The 23,192-nt window shown below is 69.8% G+C and carries 21 protein-coding genes, 2 rRNA genes and 1 pseudogene; 12 read left to right on the plus strand and 12 right to left on the minus strand.

Features of this window, described 5'->3' with window-relative positions; all coding sequences use genetic code 11:
- The first annotated feature begins 10 nt into the window (after nt 1–10).
- On the plus strand, nt 11–325 hold the full coding sequence (locus AB0K03_RS26385) for a hypothetical protein (RefSeq protein WP_364689598.1): 315 nt from the start codon (nt 11–13) through the stop codon (nt 323–325).
- Nucleotides 326–719: 394 nt separating this feature from the next.
- Nucleotides 720–1,139, plus strand: a complete 420-nt coding sequence (locus tag AB0K03_RS26390; protein ID WP_364689601.1) for a hypothetical protein — start codon at nt 720–722, stop codon at nt 1,137–1,139.
- Between the two features lie 250 nt (nt 1,140–1,389).
- On the opposite strand, the gene AB0K03_RS26395 is transcribed toward AB0K03_RS26390, so the two are convergent.
- The 4 genes from AB0K03_RS26395 to AB0K03_RS26410 all read right to left on the minus strand — a co-directional run bounded on the left by AB0K03_RS26395 (nt 1,390) and on the right by AB0K03_RS26410 (nt 4,748).
- Nucleotides 1,390–2,019: a hypothetical protein gene (locus AB0K03_RS26395; RefSeq protein WP_364689603.1), complete on the minus strand. Its 630-nt coding sequence runs from the start codon at nt 2,017–2,019 to the stop codon at nt 1,390–1,392.
- A 378-nt stretch (nt 2,020–2,397) separates the two neighbouring features.
- The gene (locus AB0K03_RS26400) at nt 2,398–3,006 is read right to left on the minus strand and encodes a hypothetical protein (RefSeq protein ID WP_364689606.1); all 609 of its coding nucleotides are present in this window, start codon (nt 3,004–3,006) and stop codon (nt 2,398–2,400) included.
- Between the two features lie 22 nt (nt 3,007–3,028).
- Nucleotides 3,029–3,226 carry a hypothetical protein gene (locus tag AB0K03_RS26405; RefSeq protein ID WP_364689609.1) on the minus strand — a complete coding sequence of 66 codons (198 nt, stop codon included), beginning with the start codon at nt 3,224–3,226 and terminating at the stop codon, nt 3,029–3,031.
- 109 nt (nt 3,227–3,335) lie between these two features.
- The gene (locus AB0K03_RS26410) at nt 3,336–4,748 is read right to left on the minus strand and encodes a hypothetical protein (protein ID WP_364689612.1); all 1,413 of its coding nucleotides are present in this window, start codon (nt 4,746–4,748) and stop codon (nt 3,336–3,338) included.
- A gap of 356 nt (nt 4,749–5,104) precedes the next feature.
- Between AB0K03_RS26410 and AB0K03_RS26415 the strand changes: the two are divergent.
- Nucleotides 5,105–5,350 (plus strand): annotated as a pseudogene (locus AB0K03_RS26415) (hypothetical protein); the annotation flags it as partial.
- 71 nt (nt 5,351–5,421) lie between these two features.
- Here the strand turns inward: AB0K03_RS26415 and AB0K03_RS26420 are convergent.
- From AB0K03_RS26420 to AB0K03_RS26430, 3 genes are all read right to left on the minus strand, one after another.
- Nucleotides 5,422–5,613 (minus strand): hypothetical protein, encoded by a 192-nt coding sequence (locus tag AB0K03_RS26420; protein ID WP_364689614.1) that lies wholly within the window; start codon nt 5,611–5,613, stop codon nt 5,422–5,424.
- Between the two features lie 523 nt (nt 5,614–6,136).
- Complete coding sequence (locus AB0K03_RS26425; protein WP_364689617.1) at nt 6,137–7,528, minus strand: Ig-like domain-containing protein; 1,392 nt, start codon at nt 7,526–7,528, stop codon at nt 6,137–6,139.
- Nucleotides 7,529–7,624: 96 nt separating this feature from the next.
- Nucleotides 7,625–7,897 (minus strand): hypothetical protein, encoded by a 273-nt coding sequence (locus AB0K03_RS26430; RefSeq protein WP_364689620.1) that lies wholly within the window; start codon nt 7,895–7,897, stop codon nt 7,625–7,627.
- 242 nt (nt 7,898–8,139) lie between these two features.
- Here AB0K03_RS26430 and AB0K03_RS26435 point away from each other — a divergent pair, with 242 nt between their 5' ends.
- A complete protein-coding gene (locus tag AB0K03_RS26435; RefSeq protein ID WP_364689623.1) occupies nt 8,140–10,128 on the plus strand; it encodes a hypothetical protein in 1,989 nt (662 codons plus the stop codon).
- A gap of 81 nt (nt 10,129–10,209) precedes the next feature.
- Here the strand turns inward: AB0K03_RS26435 and AB0K03_RS26440 are convergent, their stop codons facing one another.
- A complete protein-coding gene (locus AB0K03_RS26440; RefSeq protein WP_364689626.1) occupies nt 10,210–12,693 on the minus strand; it encodes a hypothetical protein in 2,484 nt (827 codons plus the stop codon).
- A gap of 112 nt (nt 12,694–12,805) precedes the next feature.
- Entirely contained in the window at nt 12,806–13,111 is a 306-nt protein-coding gene (locus tag AB0K03_RS26445; RefSeq protein WP_364689628.1) for a hypothetical protein, read from the minus strand.
- A 145-nt stretch (nt 13,112–13,256) separates the two neighbouring features.
- On the opposite strand from AB0K03_RS26445, the gene AB0K03_RS26450 reads away from it, so the two are divergent.
- From AB0K03_RS26450 to AB0K03_RS26485, 8 genes are all read left to right on the plus strand, one after another.
- Nucleotides 13,257–13,901 carry a hypothetical protein gene (locus AB0K03_RS26450; protein ID WP_364689631.1) on the plus strand — a complete coding sequence of 215 codons (645 nt, stop codon included), beginning with the start codon at nt 13,257–13,259 and terminating at the stop codon, nt 13,899–13,901.
- A gap of 128 nt (nt 13,902–14,029) precedes the next feature.
- Nucleotides 14,030–15,280 carry a NucA/NucB deoxyribonuclease domain-containing protein gene (locus AB0K03_RS26455; protein ID WP_364689633.1) on the plus strand — a complete coding sequence of 417 codons (1,251 nt, stop codon included), beginning with the start codon at nt 14,030–14,032 and terminating at the stop codon, nt 15,278–15,280.
- Nucleotides 15,281–15,305: 25 nt separating this feature from the next.
- Nucleotides 15,306–15,857: a DUF6461 domain-containing protein gene (locus AB0K03_RS26460; protein WP_364689635.1), complete on the plus strand. Its 552-nt coding sequence runs from the start codon at nt 15,306–15,308 to the stop codon at nt 15,855–15,857.
- Between the two features lie 125 nt (nt 15,858–15,982).
- Nucleotides 15,983–18,379 carry a SpoIIE family protein phosphatase gene (locus AB0K03_RS26465; protein ID WP_364689638.1) on the plus strand — a complete coding sequence of 799 codons (2,397 nt, stop codon included), beginning with the start codon at nt 15,983–15,985 and terminating at the stop codon, nt 18,377–18,379.
- Between the two features lie 115 nt (nt 18,380–18,494).
- The gene (locus AB0K03_RS26470; RefSeq protein ID WP_364689641.1) at nt 18,495–19,064 is read left to right on the plus strand and encodes a hypothetical protein; all 570 of its coding nucleotides are present in this window, start codon (nt 18,495–18,497) and stop codon (nt 19,062–19,064) included.
- Nucleotides 19,065–19,112: 48 nt separating this feature from the next.
- A complete protein-coding gene (locus AB0K03_RS26475; RefSeq protein ID WP_364689644.1) occupies nt 19,113–19,712 on the plus strand; it encodes an NADPH-dependent FMN reductase in 600 nt (199 codons plus the stop codon).
- Between the two features lie 194 nt (nt 19,713–19,906).
- Entirely contained in the window at nt 19,907–20,296 is a 390-nt protein-coding gene (locus AB0K03_RS26480; protein WP_364689647.1) for a hypothetical protein, read from the plus strand.
- A 77-nt stretch (nt 20,297–20,373) separates the two neighbouring features.
- Nucleotides 20,374–21,768 carry an FAD-linked oxidase C-terminal domain-containing protein gene (locus AB0K03_RS26485; RefSeq protein ID WP_364689649.1) on the plus strand — a complete coding sequence of 465 codons (1,395 nt, stop codon included), beginning with the start codon at nt 20,374–20,376 and terminating at the stop codon, nt 21,766–21,768.
- A gap of 12 nt (nt 21,769–21,780) precedes the next feature.
- On the opposite strand, the gene AB0K03_RS26490 is transcribed toward AB0K03_RS26485, so the two are convergent.
- From AB0K03_RS26490 to AB0K03_RS26500, 3 genes are all read right to left on the minus strand, one after another.
- Nucleotides 21,781–22,164 (minus strand): hypothetical protein, encoded by a 384-nt coding sequence (locus AB0K03_RS26490; protein WP_364689651.1) that lies wholly within the window; start codon nt 22,162–22,164, stop codon nt 21,781–21,783.
- A 685-nt stretch (nt 22,165–22,849) separates the two neighbouring features.
- Nucleotides 22,850–22,966, minus strand: a 5S ribosomal RNA gene (rrf, locus tag AB0K03_RS26495).
- Nucleotides 22,967–23,096: 130 nt separating this feature from the next.
- A 23S ribosomal RNA gene (locus AB0K03_RS26500) occupies nt 23,097–23,192 on the minus strand; the annotation flags it as partial.

Here is a 23,192-nt window from a genome sequence, read left to right on the forward strand (position 1 = left end):
TGATAGCGGAATGATGGCAGTGGAATTCAGCGCCGATCACGAATGGTGGGTGCAGAACCGAGTGTTCGCGAAGATCATGGCCGTCATGCCGGACTCGTCAGAGCAGGAACGGACGGTCAAGCACCGCATCGCGCAGGGCGCAAGTATCGGGTATCTCGATGTTCGTCAGCTGCCTGACGACCTCCGTACCGATGTGCGATCTGCGCTCGTGAACGCAGTGTCTCGCTTGATCGAGGCCCTGGAGCAAACCACTCGGGACGCCGAGGCAGAGGACGTCCTACAACACTTTCGCGTGCTGCGTGCTATCGCAGTCGCTGGCAGCTGACTGTACTACGGCGGCCAGTGCTATCCGGGCCACCGTAGTCACCGCAACGTCCCGGCGGCGGTCCCAGGCTCGCTCCGGACCACCGCCGGGACGTCACTCCTAATGCGATGCTCTCAAGGTCCCGACAGCATGCTGGCGCCATTGATCATGATATCGATTGAATTTGGCGAGGGCCTGAAGTGGTGGACACAGAACATTCTCTACGAGCGGATCACTAATAGCATCCCGGTAGCCCGAAAACGGGACAAAGAGGTCAAGTTGCGCCTCAGGCAGGCGGCCGGAGCCGGTGGGCTGAACTTCACGGAGGACGACTCCGAGGGCAGTGCGCCCCGTAGCGTCACCCCATAGGGGTGGCGCTACGGGCCCAGCGGCCCAGCGGCCGAAAGGATCTCCCTTGACCCGTCTCCGCCTCCCGGCCGCCTGCGCCGCCGCCCTCCTCAGCCTGACCGGCTGCAGCGACCTCGCCGACGACACGTACCTGCCGACTCTGAAGCAAGACCCCATGGCAACCTGGGCACCCGCCGGCGGAGGGAGCCCCACCCGCACCTTCGAGGTCGGCTACCGCGCGGGCGGAACCTTCGAAGGCAAGCGCCGCCAGGCCAACCTTCTTGAGGTCTACACACTTCCGGACGACGCCGCAGTCACGACCGCGGTGACAGCCGGCATCACAGCCGCCCAAGCCGCCGGGTGGACCGCCACCGTGACGGAAGGACTCCTCACCAAGCCCATGGCGGGAACCACAGCCGATCTCACAATCGTCCGCAGCAGCGCGGAACTGCGGGCAATCAGCGTCAGCCTCACGCTGATTCCATGAGCAGGACTACCTCAGAGGCCGGTTTGTGAGTTTCCGTATTTCGTCATGCTCGATGTCGTGACGTTCGAACTGGGCCGACGTCCGGACGGCTATCTCAGGTTTAAGCTGGTCATTCTCTGGTTGGACGGGGCGAAACATGGCCGCTCCTGAACAGACGATCACCCATCGAGCAGCGCGCTTCCACAATGGACGGGCCACTTTCGGGTTTCGTGGCAATCTGGCCGCTCCGCGGGAAGGAGCACACCCTGCGTCAGACGCTGAGAGGCGCGCTGATCTGCAGGCGTCGGTCCACGGCCGCGGCCAGCGGGTCCGCCAAATCGGCGCGGATGCCCCGCACCCATGGCTGCAGAGCGTCCAGGAAACCGACGAGGTCCTGCTGAACCGCAACCAGCAGCGTCGGCAGGGCATAGCGCGAGATGTCGATATGTGGTTCGCCCGGGTCGAGGACCGACCCTGAAGGAAGCTGACCGCCGCTCTTCCAAACACGGACCACCGGCCCTCGGTGCTCGATCAACGCGTCGGGGTCGTGGCCGAGATCGATCACCTCACCGCCGATCACGCGCAGCCAGTCGCGCCATTCGTCGAGGCCGACGCAGCAGCCGGGATCGATGACGACATCGTCGCTACCCACCCGCAACCCACCCGGCGCGAAAGCTTCGTCGTCCCTGGTCAGATACTTCTCGATCGCCTCGGCCGCATTCGCCGCGGTGAGCGAGAGGTCATCGGCGGTCACGCTGCGGCCGATCAACGTCCAGACCACCGCACCTACCTGCTGCAAGGTCGGCATACGCGGAACCGCGAAATAGAAGTCGGTCTGCTCGGCCGGCCAGAACGGGCAGTCAGCGGACCACCGCTCCAGCACCGGCGTCAGCGTGATCACCGCACGAGGCTAACGGGCCGAAGACGACGCCTGCGACCGCATTGACCGCCCCACCCGAGGCCCGAGCCCTGCCCGGCTCGTCTACGAACCGGATCAGGTTCAGTGATACAGAGCGAGCTTCCAGCGCCTCGTCGCAGCGGGTGTACGACACCAGGGCGCGTCACCCATTCTGATCCACCCTGGTCGCGACTTCATTTCGGACCAAGGTCAGCTCCGAGAGTGGCACCTTCGTGGCAGGGAGTTCCGACCCTGCAGCGCTGCGCCGACTGCCGAGCGTCTACACGCCGCATTCCACGATCGCGCTCTGTTCTCGGCCCGCATCGACCGGTCGGCGCTTCGATGATCGCCTCGGCAGAGCTGGTACGCCCACTCCAGGACTCACTGGTGCTGGGCGGGCTCAGCCGTCGGCTCAGATCCACGCGGCCCGTCCGGGCTGCTGAGTGTGCGGGTCACTGCTGCGGCAGCGGAGCCGACGACGATGAACCACGCGAAGTAGTAGAGGTTTCCTGCGTCGGTGAAGGGCGCTTCGAAGGCCTTGGTGGCGGTGAACATGCGGGCGGCTTCCGGTATGCCCGCCAACGTGTGTGCCGCTGCTCCGAGCACAGCTGCCTGGGCGAGGAGAAGCACGGCTGCCCAGACAGCTTGCACTTTCCATGCGACCCCCAGCAGACGGGTGGCCAGCTCGTAGCGTCGGCTCAAATGGAGCACGGTCGATACAGCGACGAGAACGGCCGCCAGGAGGGCCACCGACCACGCCGAGATGTAGGTCAACGTTCGGGCCTGCGCAAGGATGCTGACCTGCTGGTTGACCAGATGGGCGGCGTCTGGCGCGCATGCGGGAACGGCCCGGCAGTCGCGCAGGGTGGTGTCGGCCTCGCTGGGCAAGGGCCGCAGTATGTGCCGGGCGTACGGACCGGCCGTCAGCCACGCGAACACCACGACCGCGACCGCAGCGAAGATCCATGCGCCGACGAGGTGCGCGGACACCCGCCGGTGGACGCTGGTGGGCTCAGCCAAGGGTGACCGCCTGCGGCCAGGTGCCGGCCGATGGGCCGACGAGTTTCTCCACGTTGTCGATGGACGCGGTCGCGTCGCGGGCGTTGTTGAGCAGGTCGACGACGTAGCTGGTGATGCTGAGCTCGAACAAGGCGTGGGCGGTCACCAGACGACTCCCGGCGATCATCTCGGCGGTCTCAACGCTCACCATGGGCCCACTGTCGAAGAGACGGACCGCAAGACCGGACGTCCGCTTCGACGTCCCCGCCCGGGCAGGGGCGCATCGGTGGCGGCCGGGTCGCGGGCCAGGCGCAGTGCGGTCACACCTGCTGTTGCATCCATGCGATACAGGCTCGGTCGACGGGTCGAAACGGTGTGCCGAAGACCTGTTCGGAGGCTTTGTCGTATCCCATGTTCTGGCCCAGGGTCAGGTCGATGAAGTCGAGGAGTTTCGTTTCGCCGTACTTCTGGGCGATGCAGTCGACGGCGAAGTGGCTCAGGCCGTAGAAGACGCTGCTCTGCCGCAGGCTGGCGTCGTTGTCGAGTTCACCCAGGGCGACGCTGGTCGGCCGGCGGGTGCTGCGCAGGGTCTGGCGGACTTCGGGCAGCCGGGTGGTGGCGGTGGCCGGGCGGGGGGCGTAGGCGATGTATTCGGCGATGCCTTCCTGCAGCCACATGTCCGGGTTGACGATGCTCTGCGCGCCGAGGTCGAGGCCGCCGAGGGTGACGGCGTGGGCCATCTCGTGCTGGATCAGGTTCTCCAGGTCGCGGCCCCTGCCGGCCTCGCTCGTGCGCAGCACGATTTCGCTCAGCACGCCCTGTGGGAAGGTGGTGTAGCCGATGGCCCACCGGCCGTGGGGGCCGCCGTACCAGGTGCGCCACTGCCGGTCGGTGGCCAGATAGACGCGGTAGCGCGACTGCGGATTACCGATCAGCTTCGCGTAGTGGTCGGCGCGTGTGGCGGCCTGCTCGGCCGCGGCCAGCACCTGCCGCAGGCGGCCGGCGTTCCCGCGGGACGCGGCGACGGTGACGCGTTTGCCTTTGGCCAGGACCAGCCGGTCGACCTGCCACGGCGTGGACTGCCAGCCCTCACTGGCCTGCTTGGCCTTGGCGACCTTGGTGATCCGGTAGTCGCGGCCGGCGAGCTTGCGGATGGTCAGGCCTTGGGTGATCATCGGCGCGCCGGGGCCGCCCGGGTTGAGGTACTTGAACGGCGGGCACGACGACATGCTGAAGCAGTAGGTCAGGTAGAAATCCTCGTCCCAGCTGGCGTCCTCCCAACCCACCGGTTTGGGGATCAGCCGGCGGTACTGCAGCTGCGTCACGCCCAGACCGCGCAGCGAGGTGTAGAGGTCGCGGTAGTAGGCGCGCAGCTTCGGCTTGCTCGGGTCGACGATGGCCAGCCAGCCCGCCTCGTCACCCTTGAGCAGGGCCGCTGTCCCGCGGTTGAGGATCTGCATGGCCAGCGTGCCCGGGTCGTCGGGCTCCGCCTCGCTCGAGGCCGACGCAGAAGGGCTGGTCGCAGTGTCGGAGGCGGTCTGCGTCGGCGCCGCGGCCGCGGGTGTGTGGTTGTCGGCGGTGAACGTCGCGACGCCGGCCACCAGCGCCGCGACCGTCAGCACACCCGCGGCGATCAGCATGACTTTGCGCCGCCGGTTCAGCCATCCCGCCGCCGGCCGGGCGTCGCCGACCGGAGCTTGGAAAGCCGCCCGGACCTCAGATGGTTGTTGCACTGTGCGCCCCCGACCGCTGGATCTTACGGTCGTCGATTACACCAGGTCCGTCGCCGATGGTGCGGTCTCGGGGCCGTGCCAGTCGACATGCCGACAGACCCCTGCCCGCGGTCATGGACCCTCAGCTGGGGTGCACGGCGGTCGTCGCAACATCGCGTGTCGGCCGCCCCAGGGCGTGCTGTGCCCCGGACGGATCGCGACGGCAAGGCGCGCGTCGGGCAGGGACAGCGGCCGGGCCACCGGCGATGCAATACTGCCGGGCCGGCGACATGGGGGAGGGTGGATCCGCGCCGTCGTGCGTTGAGCGGCGACCCGCCGCCTGGAAGACCAGGTCAACGCCTCACGCAGCACCGTGATCCGGCGCCAGCAGCTGGACTACCAGCAAGCGGCAGAGCTTCGCCAACGACCTCAGCCGCCCGCAGCTGATCGCTGTCACCGACAACGTCAACCAGGCCAAAGGCGACCAGGACCCCTCCACCTGGCAACCGTCGCTCACCTCGTACCGGCGCACCTACGCCAAGATGTGGATCGCGGTGAAGTCCTACTGGGAGCTCACCCTGCAGTCGTCGGAGGAGACCGCTCTGCAGACCCTGCTGAACACTGCGCATCGTGACGTATGTCAGGCGGTCTGCCGCTCCGCGCAGGCGCCGCCGCCCGTGCAAGGGATGGTCGGTCAACGGCGGTCGGCGGTCGCTGCTTCCAGGCGCAACCCGACGCCGATGATGACCAGCAGGCTCGCGAAGACGTAGCCCTTGGGTGGGGTGTCGTCCGTCGCCAGACCGATGACGGTGATCAGCAGACCGGTGGCGATGGCGATGCTGCCGGCGATCCTGGTCGAGTCGACTCTGCGTTCTCGGGCATCCACGCCCCGCACTGTATGACGCCGGCCGGTCGCCACAGACCTGCAGGAGTCGGCGCAGTCGCCGGTCGGGCTTCGTGGTCCCGCTGTCGCCCGGGCCCGGGAAGGGCGCGCCTCTACCGTCCTCGCTCTGATGCGGGTCTGAGCTGCGTACGAGACTCGGGCAACGTCATGACGTACGACGTCCGGGCACCGGGCGACGCGTGGCCGAGGTACCGGGGCCTGTGTTCGCGAACGATGATTGGCACAGTCTGTCGGATGCGCATACGGCGCTGTCGGGCGCCGACTGACAGAGATGACGTCCATGATCGGCAAGCCTGGCGAATCTCAGGCCCTCGGTCCGTGATCAGTGGTGCTCTCGCGGGGTTCGGCTCGGACGCGGGTTTGAGCGAGGCGGTAGGAGTCGGTCGGTGCCGGTTTCGGTGATGTTGCCGCCGAAGGTGATCCGGTCGACGATCGCGGCGCAGAGCCGCGGATCGGTGAAGGTCTTGGTCCAACCTGGAAGTGAGTCCTCGCCACGACGGTGGGACTAACGGTGCCAGGTACGCGTCGCGCTGGTGAAGGCGTTGCCCGCCTTGTCGTACACCCGCACCCGCATCTTGATCTTCTTGCTGTACTTCGAGATTTTGATCCGGAAGGCGTAACCGGCCTTCGTGTCCTTGGCGATCACGTTGCCGTTCATCAGCAGTTCCACCCGGCTGATGCCGTTGCGGTCGTGCGCCGACGCGGTGACCGTGACGGTGCCGCGCACCTTCGCCCCGTTGCGGGGCGCCTCGGTGACCTTCAAGGAGGGTTTGGTGTTGTCGACGATCACGAGCCGGCAGCTGCGGGAGGTGTTGCCGAGCCGGTCGGTGACACTCCAGCACAGCTTGCGCTGCCCGTCCCGGCCGGTGGCAGCGGTGACCGCGTAGGGCGCCGTGGTGTCCGAGGAGACGCCCTCGAGGCGGGCCTCGCGGATGCCGGAGGCGTCGGCCGTCTGCACGGTGGTGCGCACTGTCGCGCCACGCACCAGCGCCCGGTTCGCCGGCGTGATCGCGGTGACGGCCGGTCCGGCGTTGTCCAGCGTGACGGTGCGATCCAGCGATGCGGTGTTGCCCGCTTCGTCGTGGGCGCGCACCTCAAGCTGCGCGGTCTCGTTACGCCCGCGGGTGTCCCACGCGTACGACGGGCCGCTGGCCTGCAGGGTGCCGTTGACCCACCACTCGACCCGGCTCACCGGGGACTGGTCGGTGACTGACGCCTGCAGGATCGATGTTCCGGCGACGCGCCCGCCGACCGCGGGGAACGTCACGGCGATGACAGGCTTGGTGTTGTCCACCGCGTAGAAGCCGTAGTAGAGCCGGGCGTTGCCGGCGCGGTCGAAGACTTCGAAGTGGCCCCACCGTCCACCGGTCGGTAGCCCGGTGGTGTCCCAGGTCAGGATCCACGGGGCGGCGCTCGCCGAGGCGACCGCTTTGCCGGTGGCGTGGTCGTAGTAGACGACCTTGGCCAGGTCAGGGACCTCGCTCACCTGAACGTTGACGATGCCGCCCACGAAAGACTCGAACGGCGGGGAGAAGCTGACCTGAGGCGCCGTGGTGTCCACGTGCACCCGGGTGGTGGCGGATCCGCTGTTGCCGGCCGCGTCGAACGCGCGAACGGTGACCTCGACGTCCGCGCCGTCACGCGCGGCAGGCAGCGCCAGCACGACCAAACCGCTCACCGGCACCGGAGCATAGGTGCGGCTGACCGCTTCATCGATGAGTACCTCGACCTTGACAACACCGGTGTCGTCGCTCAACGTCGGGCGCAGCTGCTGGGTGCGTCCGACGATCTGGCCCTCGGCCAGCCCCGTCGCGGTGACCAGCGGGGCCGTGGTGTCAACGGGCGGTTCGTCCGCCGCGGCGGGTACCGCCGCCGACACGGCCATCACTGCCGCCATCACGCCGACCGTCATAACGCGTCGCCAACCCATGAGCCCTGCTCCCCGTGTTGTTCTTGGTCGAGGACGGTACCGGAGCGCAACGAGGAGCATCGATCAGGGCCGCTGGATGGTCTTTCCCGGCAGCCACGTCGGCGAGTTCGAACGGCACTGCCAGCAGTGCCGGATCCGGAGACGTGGCCGCTGTTCGCAGTTGACTGTGGTGCCGCCGGCCAACACCAGGCAGAGGTCGCCGTCGGCGGTGCGGTCGTCGTCGGAGACGATCGGCTCCACCACCACCGTCTTGTTCACCCGCGTGCCGGCGGCGATACCCATGTCCTGGATCACGGGTGGCGTCGCGTCCTGCCCCTCGCCGGCCCGTGCCGGCACACCGCCCGCTCCCAAAGGACCGCCGCAGCCGCCATCACCGCACACAACCGCCGTACCACCGGTGCCCCCATGTTCTCGTGTCGCCGGGCAGCGCACGCGAGAGATCGACGGACGCTCGCATTCCGGCGGCGTGACTCAACCGTTACGACGATCCGGTGCCGTCTCGTCCCTTCGGCCGAGGGACATCAGGTGATCTTCGATATACGGTCGCCCCTGACATCGACATCCATGGGGGATCTGACATGCGTGATCTAAGGGTCGGCGCCGCCACCGTGGCGGGCGTGCTGGCCGGGTCCATCGTGCTCGCGGCCGGTGCCACGCCGGCGCTGGCCGACTCCGGCAAGGTTCTGCCCGTCAAGTCCGTCGGTGACCTGGTCGTGGACGGCGCCCACCAGCGCGTCTTCGTCAGCGATCCGACCGGCGGGAAGATCGTGGAGACGACGTACGACGGAACGGTCGTCGCCACCGTGAGCGGCCTGCCGCGGGTCACCGGCCTGGCGCTCTCCGCCGACGGCGACAAGCTCTACGGCGCTCTCGAGTCCGGCCGGGCGATCGTCGCCCTCTCGGCCGCGACTCTCACCGAGCCCGTCCGGTACGACCTCGGCACCGACGTCTACCCGCTGTCGTTGGAGAGCGCGGCCGGCAAGCTGTGGTTCAGCTACGACGACTACGGCCGGGATCCGTTCATCGGCTCGGAAGGCAACATCGGCTCGCTGGACCTCAGCGGTGCAGAGCCGGTGGTCTCGCTGGAGCTGGACAGTACGGGCGGCCGCAGCCCCTGGTACGGCGCGCCCCAGCTGACCTCCGCGCGGGGCGGCAGCGGGCCACTCGCCGCCTTCGATCCGGGCACCTCCAGTGGGCTGATCGCCGTCTACAACGTGGCCGACGGTGTCTTCACCCGGTCCGCGGCCAAGTCGGTCACCGAGGGCTACACCCGGGCTGCGGCCTTCACGCCGGACGCCGCCCAGGTGGTAGCCACGGACGTGTCCACTGTCACCGTCGCCCGCAGCGCCGACCTGGAGCGGACCGGGTCCTATCCCTTCGACGGCTGGGTCCGGGCGGTGGCCGTCGCGTCGGACGGCACGGTTGCGGCCGGCGGGACATCCGTCCGGGTCTTCGCGCCCGGTGGCACCGCGCCGATCCGCACGTACGTCCTGCCGGACACCGATCCCACCGTCACCGGCAACGACGAGCTGGTCGAGCGGGCGCTCGCCTGGGAGCCGGACGGCAACCGGCTCTTCGCCGTCACCGAGAACACCGCGGACCTGCACCACCTGCGGGTCTTCACCGAACCGAAGAAGTCGCTGCCGGCGCTGACGCTGTCCGGCCCCGCGTCGGCTACCCGGGCGAAGCCGGTCACCATCACCGGCACGCTGAAAGCTTCGCTCCCGCTGGCGGCCGGCACGCCGGTGACCGTCACCCGTACCGACCTGGAGTTCCCGTCCGGCAAGCCGCTGGGCACCCGGACGATCGCCGCCAACGGGTCGTTCTCGTTCACCGACACCACGTCGGCCGGGGGCAAGGTGACCTACCGGGTCTCCTACGCCGGGGACGAGAGGCACTCCGCGGTCACGGCGACCAGGTCGGTCGCGGTCTCCCGCAAGGCCACGACGCTGTCGCTGACGAACAGCGGCAAGACTTACGGGTACGGCGAAACGGTCAAGTTCACGGCGCGGCTCGGTGCCACGTACAAGAACCGCACCGTGGAGATCTGGGCCGACCCGAGCGGCGGCGACCAGAAGCGGCGGCTGCTCAAGCGGGCGGTCGCGAGCACGGCGGGTTACGTGTCGGCGAGTCTCCGGCTGGCCCGAAACACCACGGTGTCCGCCGTGTTCGCCGGTGACGCGCGGACCGCGCCGAAGACCGCGACGGCGACCGTCGGCACCAGGGTGAGCGTGTCGCTGAAGCTGTCGAAGTACTACAAGACAGGCAAGATCGGCAGCACGAAGTACCGCTACTACCACGTACGGACTCAGGCGAAGTTCAGCGTCAAGATGACGGCCGCGCCGAACCCGCGGAAGGCATACGTCTCGGTGCAGTTCCACTACAAGGGCAAGTGGCGGGCCTGGGGCGACGGCTACTTCGCGGCCACGGGGCCGATCTATCTCGACGGCACCGGCTACAAGGGCTACAAGATGCGAGTCCGGACGGCGTACGTGAAGGGCAGCTCGGGTGACAGCCTGAACACCACGACCTGGACCCCGTACCAATACCTGTACTTCACCAAATGAGCCGGGACTGAGCCGGGACTGAGCCGCGACCGGCGGGTCTTCTCCCGGTACCGGGAGAAGACCCGCCGCGGCCGCCGGGCGTTACTGCACGTCCACGTAGTCGGCCGGGCTGTTGGAGACCGCCGACACGGAGTCGGAGGCGAAGCTGAACCGGTAGGAGCCGTCCGAGCCCGCCGTGGCCGTCGTCTTCAGGTTGCCGGCGGAGTCCGACTTGAAGGTCTTGACCGTGCTCCACGTCGACGTGTTGACCTTCGCCCAGGCGAGGCTGACCGGCTGCGACGCGTACGGCTTGAAGCCGCCCGCACTCCAGTCGGCGCGGGTGAAGGCGCCGGTGACCGTGACGGTCTTGCTCTTCTTCACCGGTTCGGGTGTGGCATTGGCCGTCAGCCGGGTGGCCCGCTTCAGGGCGACGCTGCCCGCGCCGTGGCGGTCGGTGAAGCCGATGCCGTCCTTCGCCGTGGCCCAGGCAGCCGCCCGCCAGCCCCCGGCCAGGGCGTTGCTCGCCAGCGAGAAGCGCACATCCCAGATGTAGACGGTGGCCGTGCACGTCGACGTCGTCGGGTTGACCGGTACGCACTCGGTACCGGCGAGCTCGATGCCGTCCGGGGCGTTGAAGTTGCCGTGCCACAGGTAGAACCCGGCGTCGGCGATGCCCGACGGGTCGCTGGCGGTGAACGTCGCGGTGAACTGGACCTCCCCCGACGTACCGATGGACAGGCCCTTGCCGCCGTTGACCTTGACGTTGGAGATCGTGGTGCCGCCGGCGGACTCGTCGCCCGGCACGGCCGGCCCGGCGATGGCCCGCAGCACGGTGCGGCGCAGCGCGCCACCCTCGTCGTTGCGCGCGCTGATCCGCAGCGACACGTACGCCGCGGTCGTCGGCACGGTCAGCGAGGCCGCCACCCCGGCACCGGACGCGGTCAGCGGCAGCTCGGTCCAGGTCCTGCCGTCGTCGGCGGACCACTCCAGCCGGTCGACCGTGCCGGCGGCCGCGCTCTCCCGGGTCGACGGCACCACGGTCAGGCCCACCGGCGCGGAGCCGGCGCGGTTGCGCTGATCCAGGCCGGACGCGCCGACTTTCAGGTCCATCAGGGGCAGGATCCCGTACGCCGGGCCGCCCGACGCGAAGGTCCACTCGCTGGTGACCTCGGTGGACAGACGCGTCCCGGTCGCGCGCTGCGTGGATGTCTGCTCCAGCAGGTAGGTCTGCCGGGCGGACGGCACGTCCACGACCAGGGATCCGTCGGTGGATTCCTTGAGCACCTCGCGACCGCTGCTGAGGCGCATGGACGTCGTCGACGAGGAAGCCGCACCCAGGTTGCCGGCGGCGTCCCCGAGCGTCATGTTCTCCAGCAGCTGCAGCCTGTTGTAGTCGCGCCGGGAGTCGTCGCCGTAGGACCGGCGGCTGGGCACCAGGGGACCCGCGCCGACCGTCTCCGCGGCGTACGTTCCCGCCGGCAGGTTCCGGTCACGCAGATAGAGGTTCTGGCTGTCGCCGTACGAGATCAACCGGGACATGGTCACGCCGGGCGTCACGTACTCGGTGAAGGTGGCCGGAAGCCGCATCGACGTGGCGATGTAGGCGCCGGTCCACTCGCCGGTCATCGGCACGGTCTGGTACGAGCCCGGCGTGGTGGTGCCCGGCGCGCGGACCGTGATCGTGGTCTTCGCCAGCGACGAGGTCTTCACCGTGGTGATCGGCGACGCCGGCAGCGGGTGGGCCCAGCTCTTCATCAGGTCGTACCGGTACGGGGTGGGCTTGGCCGCGGACGAGCCGGACTTCGTCAGCACCTCGTGCACGCGCAGCGTGGTGCCCGGCGTCGAGGCCGTCGTCACGTACGTCCGGACCTTGTAGCCGCCGGCGAACCCCATCAGGTCGCCGTTGGGCAGCGACATCCAGACCGCGCTCCCGTCCTGCCGGGCCGAGGTGTCGTCGACCTTGATCGCGACCTCCTTGGCGGAGCTCTCGGCCAGGGTCACCGTCTGCGCCTTGTCCTTGACCGTGAAGGACTTCGTCAGCATGTAGCTGTCGACGTTGTAGATGCCGTACATCACGGCGACGTAGTAGTTGCCGGGCGGGAGGTTCACCGTCGCGCTCAGCGAGTTGGACGGGTTCGTGACCGGCACATAGGTCCACGTGTCCCGGTTCCACAGGTTCAAGGACTTGTTCCAGGCGGTCCAGTTCTCGGATTTGACGGTCAGCGTCGTCTTGTAGGTGGTCGCGGCGGCGCGGGCCTGTGCGGCGCGCGCCGGTGCACCCGACTTCGCCTGGACGACGGTGGCGGACGGCTTGCCGAGCGCCTGCGCCCGCACCGTGCCGCCGGTGGACACGAAGGCGTAGGGCGCCCTGCTGTCGCCGGAGGCGGGGCTGAAACGGAACGCCGAACGGCCGCCGGCGCGGGGATTCACGGTGAGCCGGTCGGCCTCGCGCCCCGCCGCCCGGGCGGGAGCGGCCGGTTGTTCCTCGGCCTGCGAGACGGCGGGCAGGACGAGCAGGGAACCACCGAGGAAAGCGACGGCGACGACGCCGAAAATGCGCAGCCTCGACCGCGACCACCGAGCCATGACGTGAGATCCTCCCGCGGACGACCGCACCAGACGCGGTCGAGGGGGTCACCATACGGCTCGGCGAACGCTCCCGGCGACCCCGGAAACGGAAGCAGTCACCGGGCCGAGGTCACCAGCCGCCGGGTACCGGCTCCGCGTGGTGGTTCTCCCACACCCATTGCTCCTCGTCGTGGTCGATCAGCGTCGCGCACCGATACCGCAGCAGGTCGACATCGCGGTTGAACGGCATCCCACCCGGATGCTCCTGTTGCGGGTCCAAGGCGGCATCCACGTTGTAGGCCAGCCGATCCGTCAGCCGGTAGTCGCGGCGGAAGCTGGTACGCCAGCGCGAATTGCTTCCCCAGCCGTGGGACAGGTCGACCGCCGGCCGGTACCGGCGCCACGACGCCCAATACAACGGGGATGTCGTAGCCACCACCGGATCCAGGTGATCGCCGCCGGCGCGCACCTGAACGCGTACAACGCCCAGGAGTCCTCCGCGGGGAACCAATCCGGCCGCCCCGCGGCGACGAACCCCGAACGGATCATCGTTTCGGCTTCATCGAGCCCCAGGGGGAATCATGAACCACCGTCGCATCCTGGCCGCCGCCGCAACCGGCGCCATGCTCGGCAGCGCCCTGCTCGCCGCCTCATCAGCGAACGCGGCCGCCGGCCACCGCGGTCACCCCGGAAAGACCGTTCACACGTACGCCAAACTGCGCCAGCTCAACCAGTCCGGAGTCTCCGGCAGGGCCGCAGTAGCCGCAAAAGGCACCCGCCTCGCGGTCTCGTACCGTGCCACCGGCCTGCTCCCCGACTCCCCGCACGCCGTACACATCCACTACGGCGCGCAGGCCCGTCACGAGTGTCCGAACCTCTTCGACGACACCAACAGCGACCTCCGCCTCACCACCCTCGAAGGCGTACCCGCGTACGGCCCGGTGGCCGTGTCGCTGACGACCAAGGGTGACACCAGCCCGGCCAGCGCGCTGGCCGTCGACCGGTTCCCCGCCGCGCCGCACGGCAGGGCGCACTACCACCGGCACGTCACGACGGACAGGGACACCGCCAAGGGCATCCGCGCCGGCGACGCCGTCCTGGTCATCCACGGTGTGGACCACAACCACAACGGCGCGTACGACTTCGGCGCCGGGAAGAGCGACCTGGATCCGAAGCTGCCCGCCGAGGCGACCGATCCGGCCGCGTGCGGAGTCCTGCACCGCTGAACCGACCGTTCCAGGCGGGGCTGCGAATCGATGTATGCCAATGCTAGGGTGACCGCCGAGCGGGGGCTCCAGCACTTTCACCCCAGAGCTCCTGCGCGCTTTCGACGAGCTGCGAAAGGACTCCACTGGTGAGACGACGCATCACGACACTCGCGGTCTGCGCCGCCGTCGTCGCGGCGAGCACGGGCATGTGGACGCCGGCCGCCTCGGCTGCGCCCGGCCATGACCACGGCAGGCTTGTCGGCACCGTCGGCGTGACGGCCGCACGGCCTGCCCAGGAAAGCACCACCCCGGTGCCCTCGGGCTCCGGTGAAAGATGCACGGCAGCACGCGGGAAGACGAAGTTCTGCGTACGGTCCGACCCCGCGGCCTTCCGCGACGACGACCGGATGTCGACCCGCGACGCCGCGACCTGCGCGGTGACCGGACCGGTGGAGATGCGGTACCACCGGTTCGGGTCGTGCCTCAAGACGGCGGTCACCGGGACGCTGGTCAACGACAAGGGCGCGGTGATCGGGACCGGCACGCTGAGCATGGTGCACAGCATCACGCTCAGCGCGACCTCGTCGGCGTTCGAGGAGCAGACCACCGTGACGCTGTCCAATGTCACCGGTCAGGTCACCCAGGTCGCGGTCAGCCTCACCGCTTCGTGTACGGCGGGCTGCGTCATGACGAAGGCGTCGCCGTGGACGGGGGCGAAACTGCTCAGCCGTGGGCAGTCGGCGTCCGGCACGGTGAACTACAGCGAGACCCTCGCGAAGGGCGCCGTGGCGAACACCCGCACGAAGTACGACGCGTACGTCACGGTGCCCAATGCCGTTCCCGCCCAGCCGAACGTGTCGTGGGACGGAGTCATCGACATCCGGTGCGACAACGCGGTCGGCAACTTCGCGGGCTGCGTCTATCCGGGTGCACGGCCGGACCTGGAGGTGTCGCTCAGCCTGTACGGGGCAGCCGCCGTCACCTACTACTGGGCGCAGGTCGCGCTGCCGGACGGCTGGGGCGCCGAGACACCGTTGCGCCGGCTCGCGAGCGACTCGCTGGCGGAGGCCAACCGGCGCAGCACCTGTGACTCCAGTTTCGTGCCGTTCCCGGACGAGATCGTGGTCGACGACTCGTGCGACGAGTATCCGTTCGCCAAGACCTACGAGGGTGGCACCCCCGGCGGCCTGTGCGCCGACATCGTGCCGCTGTTCGAGGACGGGCAGTGGCAGATCTACGAGGCCAACCCCAACAAGCCGGTCACCGGGACGGAGAAGTGCGTACGCGGGCACGTGCCGCTGGGCGAGAACGAGGGCGCCGGCGGCGAGCTGGGCCGATTCACCCAGGCGCAGCGGGTCCTCGATCTGGACCCGTACACGGTGACCGTCGTCAACTGACGAACAGCGCCGATACGCTACCGAAATGGACATCGAGCGATGGGCGTGGGCGGGGCAGGAGCGCTATCCGGGCTTCTGCCTCTCCTTCGTCCGGGATCGTGAACCGGCGGCGGTGGCCGCCGCGCTGGGGGCCGGGTCGACGGCCGTGATGACCCTGGCCGAGGCTGAGCAGGCCCATCCGATCAGCGAGCGGGGGGCGCTGCTCCGCCTCGGGGATCGCGGGCCTTGGACGTTCTGCTTCGAGGACCGTGCGCCCATCGCCAATCGCGCACCCGCGATCGCGCGGCTGTCGCAGGACACGCGTCTTCTGCAGGTCACCAAGAGCGGCGACGGCATGGTCATCGTGCGCGACGTCGTGGACGGCCGGAAGGTCGAGATGTTCGAGCCCGGCACGGCCCCCCGCGCCGGGGCAAGCCTGCACCCCCGGATCGCGGCGCTCGCCGGCAAGCATCCCGCGATCGTTGCGGCGCTGGCCGTGGTGGGCGACGAAGCCGGCGTCGACCTGGACCGGGACACCCTCGAGGGCCCTCTCGCCACCGCCTGGAGCACCCTGAACGAGCCGGCCGTCCGCCGCTAGCCGCTGCACCCCGCGGACATCGTTCTCCTCCTTGCCGTTCGGTCAAGAGAGCCCCGGTTCGTGGGAGTGACGTGTGTACTGGGGGAGGGGCATGATGACACCGCCGGGGGCGAGGAGGTGGGCCGGTGACGGCGGACGCCGGGACGCTGCCGGGGGCGGAACTCCTGGCGATGCTGGACGCCGACCCGCAGGGCTGGGTGCTGGCCCGGGCCGTCCGTGAGCACGGCCGGATCGTCGACTTCGAGATCGTCTACATCAACGAGGCGGGCTGCCGCCTGTCCGGCCGGCCGCGCGAGGAGTTGATCGGCGGCCGCTACCGCCGGCTCTGGCCGGAGACCGTCCACGATGGCACCCTCCCCCTGTACTGCGAGGTGGTGGAGACCCGGCGGCCGGCCACCCACACCGTCTATCACGACCGGCACAGCGTCTCCGGGCATTTCGAGCTCCGGGTCGCACCGTACGGCGACGGCATCGGCGTCCGCTTCGTCGACCTGCGCCAGGTCACCGTGACCCCGCCGTCCGCCGCCGGGACCCGGCTCTACGAGGTGCTCGACGCCGCCTTCGACGGCTTCACGCTGCTGCGGGCGGTCCGGGACGACGCCGGCACGATCGTCGACTTCGTCTGCGAGTACGTCAACCAGCTCGGCGCCAAGCTCGCCGGCCACGCCGTGCAGGACGTCATCGGCCGGCCGCTCAGCGTCGTCTCGCCGGAGAGCTGGGACAACGGCCTCATCGATCGCTACCGCGGCGTGGTGACCGGCGGTGAGCCGTGGCGCGAGCAGATGGCGTACCCCGAGGTCGGCCAGGTGTGGGAGCTCAGCATCGCCCGGGCCGGCCCCGACCACATCGCCGTGTCCTTCCGCGAGATCACCAACCTGATCGACCAGCAGCGCCAGCTGACCCGCAGCGTCGCCCGGGCCGAGCAGGCCGCGGCCCGCGCGACCACCCTGCAGACCGTCACCACGGCCCTCGTGGCGGCCAGCACCACCGCCGAGGTGTACGCGGCCATCGGCTCGGTGCTGCGCCCCTCGGCCGGCGGTCAGGGCCTCGCGCTGCTGCTCCGGCACGACGACAACCTGCGCCTGCACTACCACGCCGGGTACGAGCCGGACGTCGTCGAACGCCTCCTCGTGCTGGCGATGAGCCACCCGTACCCGGCGACGGCCGTGGCGCGTACGGGCGCCCCGCAGTACCTCACCTCCCTGACCGAGTTCCGGGCCGCGCAGCCCGACCCGGCCGCAGCGGTTCCCGCGGGCGGCCGGCAGGCCTGGGCGTTCCTGCCGCTCGCGGTCGCGGGCGAGGTCCTGGGCACCCTGATCGTCGGGTACACCGAGCCGCGGACGTTCGACCCCGAGGAACGCGACACCCTGATGGTTCTGGCCGGGCTGAGCGCTCAAGCGCTACAACGGGCCCTGCTGTTCGAGGCCCGTACGTCCATGGCGGCCGCCCTGCAGCAGGCCCTGCTGCCCTCGGTCCTGCCGCAGATCCCCGGGTTGCGCCACGCCGCCCGGTACCTGCCGTGGACGCACGGCGTCGACGTCGGCGGCGACTGGTACGACGTCATCGCGCTCGGCGACGACGTCGTGGCCGTGGTGATCGGCGACGTGGCGGGGCACAGCACCGCGGCGGCCGCGACCATGGGCCAGGTGCGCAACGCCCTGCGCGCGTACGCGACCGAACGGCACACCCCCACCGCGGTCATGCACCACGCCAACCAGCTGCTGCTCGACCTGCATCTCGACGCCATCGCCACGTGCTGTTACCTCGAGCTGCACCGCCGCGAGGGCACAGTCACCGCGGTCCTCGCCGGTCACCTGCCACCGATGCTGCGCACGACCGCGGGCACGACGGTCCTCGAGTTGCGCGGCGGCCTGCCGCTGGGCGTCTCGCGCAACGCCGTCTACCAGGACACGACGTTCCTTCTGCCGTCCGAGGCGACCCTCCTGCTCTACACCGACGGGCTGGTCGAGGACCGCCGGCACCCCATCGACCAGGGCTTCGACGAGCTGCGCGCCGCCCTGCAGGCGGCTCCGAGCCTCGAGCCGGAGGCTGTGCTCGACCACGTGCTGTCCAGCCGCGTCGGGCCGCAGCCGCGCAGCGACGACGTGGCCCTGCTGTGCCTGACGAACGACACCCCGGCGGCGCTGCCCCGTACGGCCCGGCGACGGTTCCGCGGCGAGGCGATCAGCGCACCGGCCGCGCGCCGTTTCGCCGGTGACCTGCTGGCCGCGTGGCGGCAGGAGCCGGTCAGCGGCGACGCCCTGCTGCTGCTCGACGAGGTCATCACCAACGCGATCCAGCACACCGTCGGCGACGTCGTCGTGGAGCTGAGCCTGGACACCGACCTGCGCATCGCGGTCAGCGACACCAGCTATCAGGCGCCGCGCAAGCGGTCACCGGCCCCGGACAGCGAGAACGGCCGCGGCCTGCACATCATCGAGCGTCTCGCCACGGCCTGGGGAACGGACCCGCTGCCCGCCGGGGGCAAACGCGTCTGGTTCCGCCTGCCCCGCTCCGCCTAGGGCTGGGGGGTGCGACCGGGACTTTCGGCCGAGGTAACTCCCCGCTACGGACAATTCACTTCACGGCCGGGCGAACTCCGTGGCCGCTGCACCTGCCGCGTGCCAGGCTCGGACCGTGACAGGCATTCCGTCTCAGCAGACCTGGCGGTACACCGAGGAACAGACGGACGCGGGCTGGCGGTCGATGGCCCTGCTCGCCCGTTTCGTCCAGCGCGGAGGCCACCCCGCGCCGGTCACGCCGACGCTCCGGCTCGACGCCGGCGAGAAGCAGTACGGCGCCTTCCCCGCCGACGTCTCCGCGTACTTCTCGACCGATGTGGACTACTCCAGCAGCATCTTCGCCAGCGGCGGCTTCTTCTTCACCGGCAGCAGCAGGGAGGCCCGCGCCGGCTGGCGCTTCCAGGGCCGGCAGGTCGCCACGATCACGAGCCAGCGGCTGGTGCTCGGCGACGAGGACACCGAGCGGGCGTACGAGTTCCGGTCACTGATCCTCATCCAGCCCAACCCGCTGGACTGGTCGGTGAACCTCTACTTCCAGGGCGCCCAGCCGCTGATGCTGCGCGGCCCGTGGATCCCGTGGACGACCGTGGTCCTGAGCGCCGAGCTGTACGGCACGCCGTGGCCGCCCGGAGCAGTTCCGGACACCGGGATCCCAGCTCGGACCCGCTACGAGAACGCCCGCTGAGACCTCGAGCGCATCCCGGGGTGACCGGCGGGCCGTAGTCTCGCCGCCATGACCCGCATCCTGCTGATCTCCGGCAGCACCCGCGAGACGTCTCTGCACACCGCCGCCCTGCGTACGGCCGCCCGCTTCGCCCCCGCGGGGATCTCCGCCACCCTGTTCGAGGGCCTGCGGACGCTGCCGGCGTTCGTGCCGGGCGACCAGGACCCGCCGGACGTGACCGAGCTGCGCCGGCACGCCGCGGCCGCGGACGCCCTGCTGTTCAGCACCCCGCAGTACGCCGGATCGCTCCCCGGCGCGCTGAAGAACCTGCTCGACTGGTTGATCGAGGGCGGCGACCTGAACGGCAAACCCACCGCCTGGCTGTCGGTGTCACCGCCGGCGCAGGACGACGGCGCGCGTACGACCCTCGAAACGGTTCTCGACCACGGCAGGTCCCGGCTGCTGCGGGCCGCCTGCATCCGGGTGCCGCTCGGCCCGGAGGCGGCCGGCGCCGACGGCCTCGTCGCGGACCCGCGGCTGCACATGGCGCTGCTGGACATGCTCCAGGCCCTCGCCCGCATCCTCACCATCCCGCCACCGCAGGCCGCCCCGACATGGCAGGCGCAGTCGAGCCTCTACCCGATGGTGCTGCGCCGGCGCGACACCTGAGCGGTCATCACGGCGAGGAACGAGCTCACCGGCCCCGCCGACCGGTTCAGCCTCGCGATCGAGTTCGGTCGGCGCTTCGCCGCCATCGACCCACCCGCGCTGCCCGCGCCCCGGCCGCCCGCCGCGGTCGTCGACCGCCACACCGTCGCCTACTGGCGCTTCGACGCCCCGGCCAAACGGTCACCGACGGCTCGGTGGTGCGAGACCTGAGCGGCAAGAACCACAACCTTCAGGTACGGCTGCTGGCGAACAGCGCTCAGAACGTGCTGACCAGGTCGACGGACCACCACGTGGCCCAGCCCGCCCACGCCGGCCTCCGCTTCGACGGCGGCAAGAACCCCGGCCGCGGCGCCATCCTGCACATCGCCCCGGACGCCGCCCTCAACAGCATGCGGTTCGAGAACGGCTACACCATCGAGGCGTTCCTCAAGCTGCCCGACCCGTTCGAGGGCGACCACGCCTGGATGGGCGTGCTGAGCTGGGAGGGCTGCAGCGGGGACGCCGGCAAGTCCAGTGGCTGGTCCCCGCTCGAACCCACCTGCAGCCTGAACGTCTCCCCGGAACGCTTCCTGCTGGATCGGTGACGTCCGCATCACCGCTCGCGCGCTGTCGACGAAGCAGTTCATGAGCGCCTGACCCCGCCGGGCCGTACTGTCGGGGCATGCCCTCCTCCCTGACGGCGGCCCTCCCCCACCTCGACTTCGTCACCGACGCGGACGTCCTCGCGTCCCTCAGCCACGACGACGCCGAATGGGCCCCCGTCGGCGCGCCGGCCGCCGCGGCGCGTCCGCGCACGACCGAGGAGGTCCAGGCGATCGTCGCGGAGTGCGCCGCCCGAGGCATTCCCGTCGTCCCCCGCGGCGCCGGCACGGGCCTCTCCGGGGGAGCGAACGCCGTCGACGGCTGCGTGGTCCTCGATCTGTCCAAGATGAACCGGATCCTCGAGATCGACGCCGAGAACATGATCGCGGTGGTCCAGCCCGGCGTGGTCAACGACGACCTCAAGGCGGCCGTGGCCGAGCACGGCCTCTGGTACCCGCCGGACCCGGCCAGCGCGCCCTGGTCGACGATCGGCGGCAACGTGGCCACGAACGCCGGCGGCCTCTGCTGCCTCAAGTACGGCGTCACCCGCGACTACGTGCTCGCGTTGCAGGCCGTCGTGGGCGGCCCGGCCGGCGAATACGGTACGGCGGTCCGCGTCGGCCACCGCACCACCAAGGGCGTGGCCGGCTACGACCTCGTCGGACTGCTCGTCGGCTCCGAAGGAACGCTCGGCGTCGTCACCGAGATCACCCTGCGCCTGCGCCCGGCCCGCGCCGGCACCCCCCGTACGGTCGTCGGAGCCTTCCCCAGCGTCGTGGCCGCCGGCGACGCCGTGGCCGCGGCCACCCGCCGGGGTCTGCTGCCCACCGCCCTGGAGCTGCTCGACCGGGCCTGCCTGCAGGCGGTCGAGGACTGGAAACACCTGGGCCTGTCGGCGACGGCGGAGGCCCTCCTGCTCGCCCAGATCGACACCCCGGGCGCAGCCGGCGACCACGAAGCCGCAACCCTGGCCACCGTCTTCCGCGACGCGGGCGCCGAATGGGCGGAACAGTCCACCGACGACTTCGAAGCCGAGGCCCTGTTCGCGGCCAGACGGCTCGCCTACCCCGCGATGGAACGACTCGGCCCGGTCCTCACGGAGGACGTCTGCGTTCCCCGCTCCAAAGTCCCCCACATGCTCGCCCGCATCGAACAGATCGCCACCCACCACGGGCTGGCCATCGCAACGATCGCCCACGCCGGCGACGGCAACCTCCACCCCCTGATCCGCACCCCACCGAACGACGACGGAGCCCGTACGGCAGCCCAGTCGGCGTTCGACGAGATCCTCACCGAGGCGATCGCCCTGGGCGGCACGGTCACCGGCGAACACGGGGTGGGCCTGTTGAAGCGGGGCGGTATGCGTCAGGAGCAGGAACCGGCGGTCCTCGCCATGCAGCAGGCCCTCAAGCACACCCTGGACCCGCTGAACCTTTTCAACCCCGGCAAAGTAACCGGAACCCCCGACACCTGACGGGGCCTCGCGTCAGTCCCGGGTCACACTGAGCTCGGACACCCCGCCGGCGGCATCGATGTCGTACCGGTCCGTCGCCGTCTCCCAGCCCAGCGGCGCAAAAACCGTCCCACCGGCCACCCCGGAATGCGTCACGCCGTCGATGGTCACATTGCCCGCACCGTTCCGAGCTGCCACCCGCACCGGCCCCGTACCCGCCACGTGCACCACCATCTTGCTGGCCCCGCCGGTCATCGTGACCATCTGCGTCCCGGCAGCAGCGGGAAGCGAAACCTCGGCCCGGCTCGTACCCCCGACGAGCTCGACATCCCCACCGCGCAACCCGCCGGTGAGATCGACGCTCTCGGCACTCGCCCCGCCGGCCAGCCGAACCCGCCACCGTACGTCCCGAGCCAACCGAACAGTCACCTCAGCGGGCCCGGCCTGCCCACTGTCCCGCAGCCCAGCCACCACACTGTCCCCGTCAACCCGTACGGCCGGCACAACCTTCGACTCCGCCGGCGTGGCCACATGGAACAGCGGCCCGCCAAGGTCCGCAACGCTGACCCGAACGACGTCCGCCCCGTCCACCAGCTCGAACACAGCGTCCCGTACGCCGTACCCGTCCCCACCCCGAACAACATGGTCGAGCTCACTCGGGCCGGACCGCGCAGGCGTGGGAGCAACACCGTCCCCGGGCAGCACATACCCAGGACGATGAGCCGGATTGTGGTCCCGTCCACCGTCGTCGGCCATGGAACACCCGCCCACCACGAGGACAGCGACCAACGCCGCCACCCGCAGTACCCGGACATCCATGCCCGCCCATTACCCGCCCCCACAACGCCCTACACGACACGCACCGCCGCACCCAAGCCGCCCACCCGAGGCCCCCAGCGGGCCCCAGCGGGCCCCAAACTGTCCCAGGCGGCCGTGCCCGTCACCGCCGGCACGGGCGCGCGATCCCGTCGCGAATCTGGTCCTCCCCCGAAACGCAAAAGTGGCCGGTCCCGTCACCGGGCCGGCCACAAACAAACATCGCGCGTATATAGCAGTAACGCCCGCCCGAACCGAAGTTCGGGCGGGCGTCACCTCACGTTGAGTCCGGCGGCGTCCTACTCTCCCACACCCTCCCGAGTGCAGTACCATCGGCGCTGGAGGGCTTAGCTTCCGGGTTCGGAATGAGACCGGGCGTTTCCCCTCCGCTATAACCACCGAAACACCTATCAGCGGCACAACCAACACTCCAAGCCCACACCAGCCCGCCATACCTGCCGGGCCCGTCGATGTGGGGGGTGGTTGTTTGCTGTGAATCACACAGTGGACGCATATCGAGCATAAAGTTTAATATGGTTAAGCCCTCGGCCTATTAGTACCGGTCGACTGAACCAGTTACCTGGCTTACATCTCCGGCCTATCAACCCAGTCGTCTAGCTGGGAGCCTT

The organism is Actinoplanes sp. NPDC049316, from assembly GCF_040677315.1.
GTDB lineage: Bacteria > Actinomycetota > Actinomycetes > Mycobacteriales > Micromonosporaceae > Actinoplanes.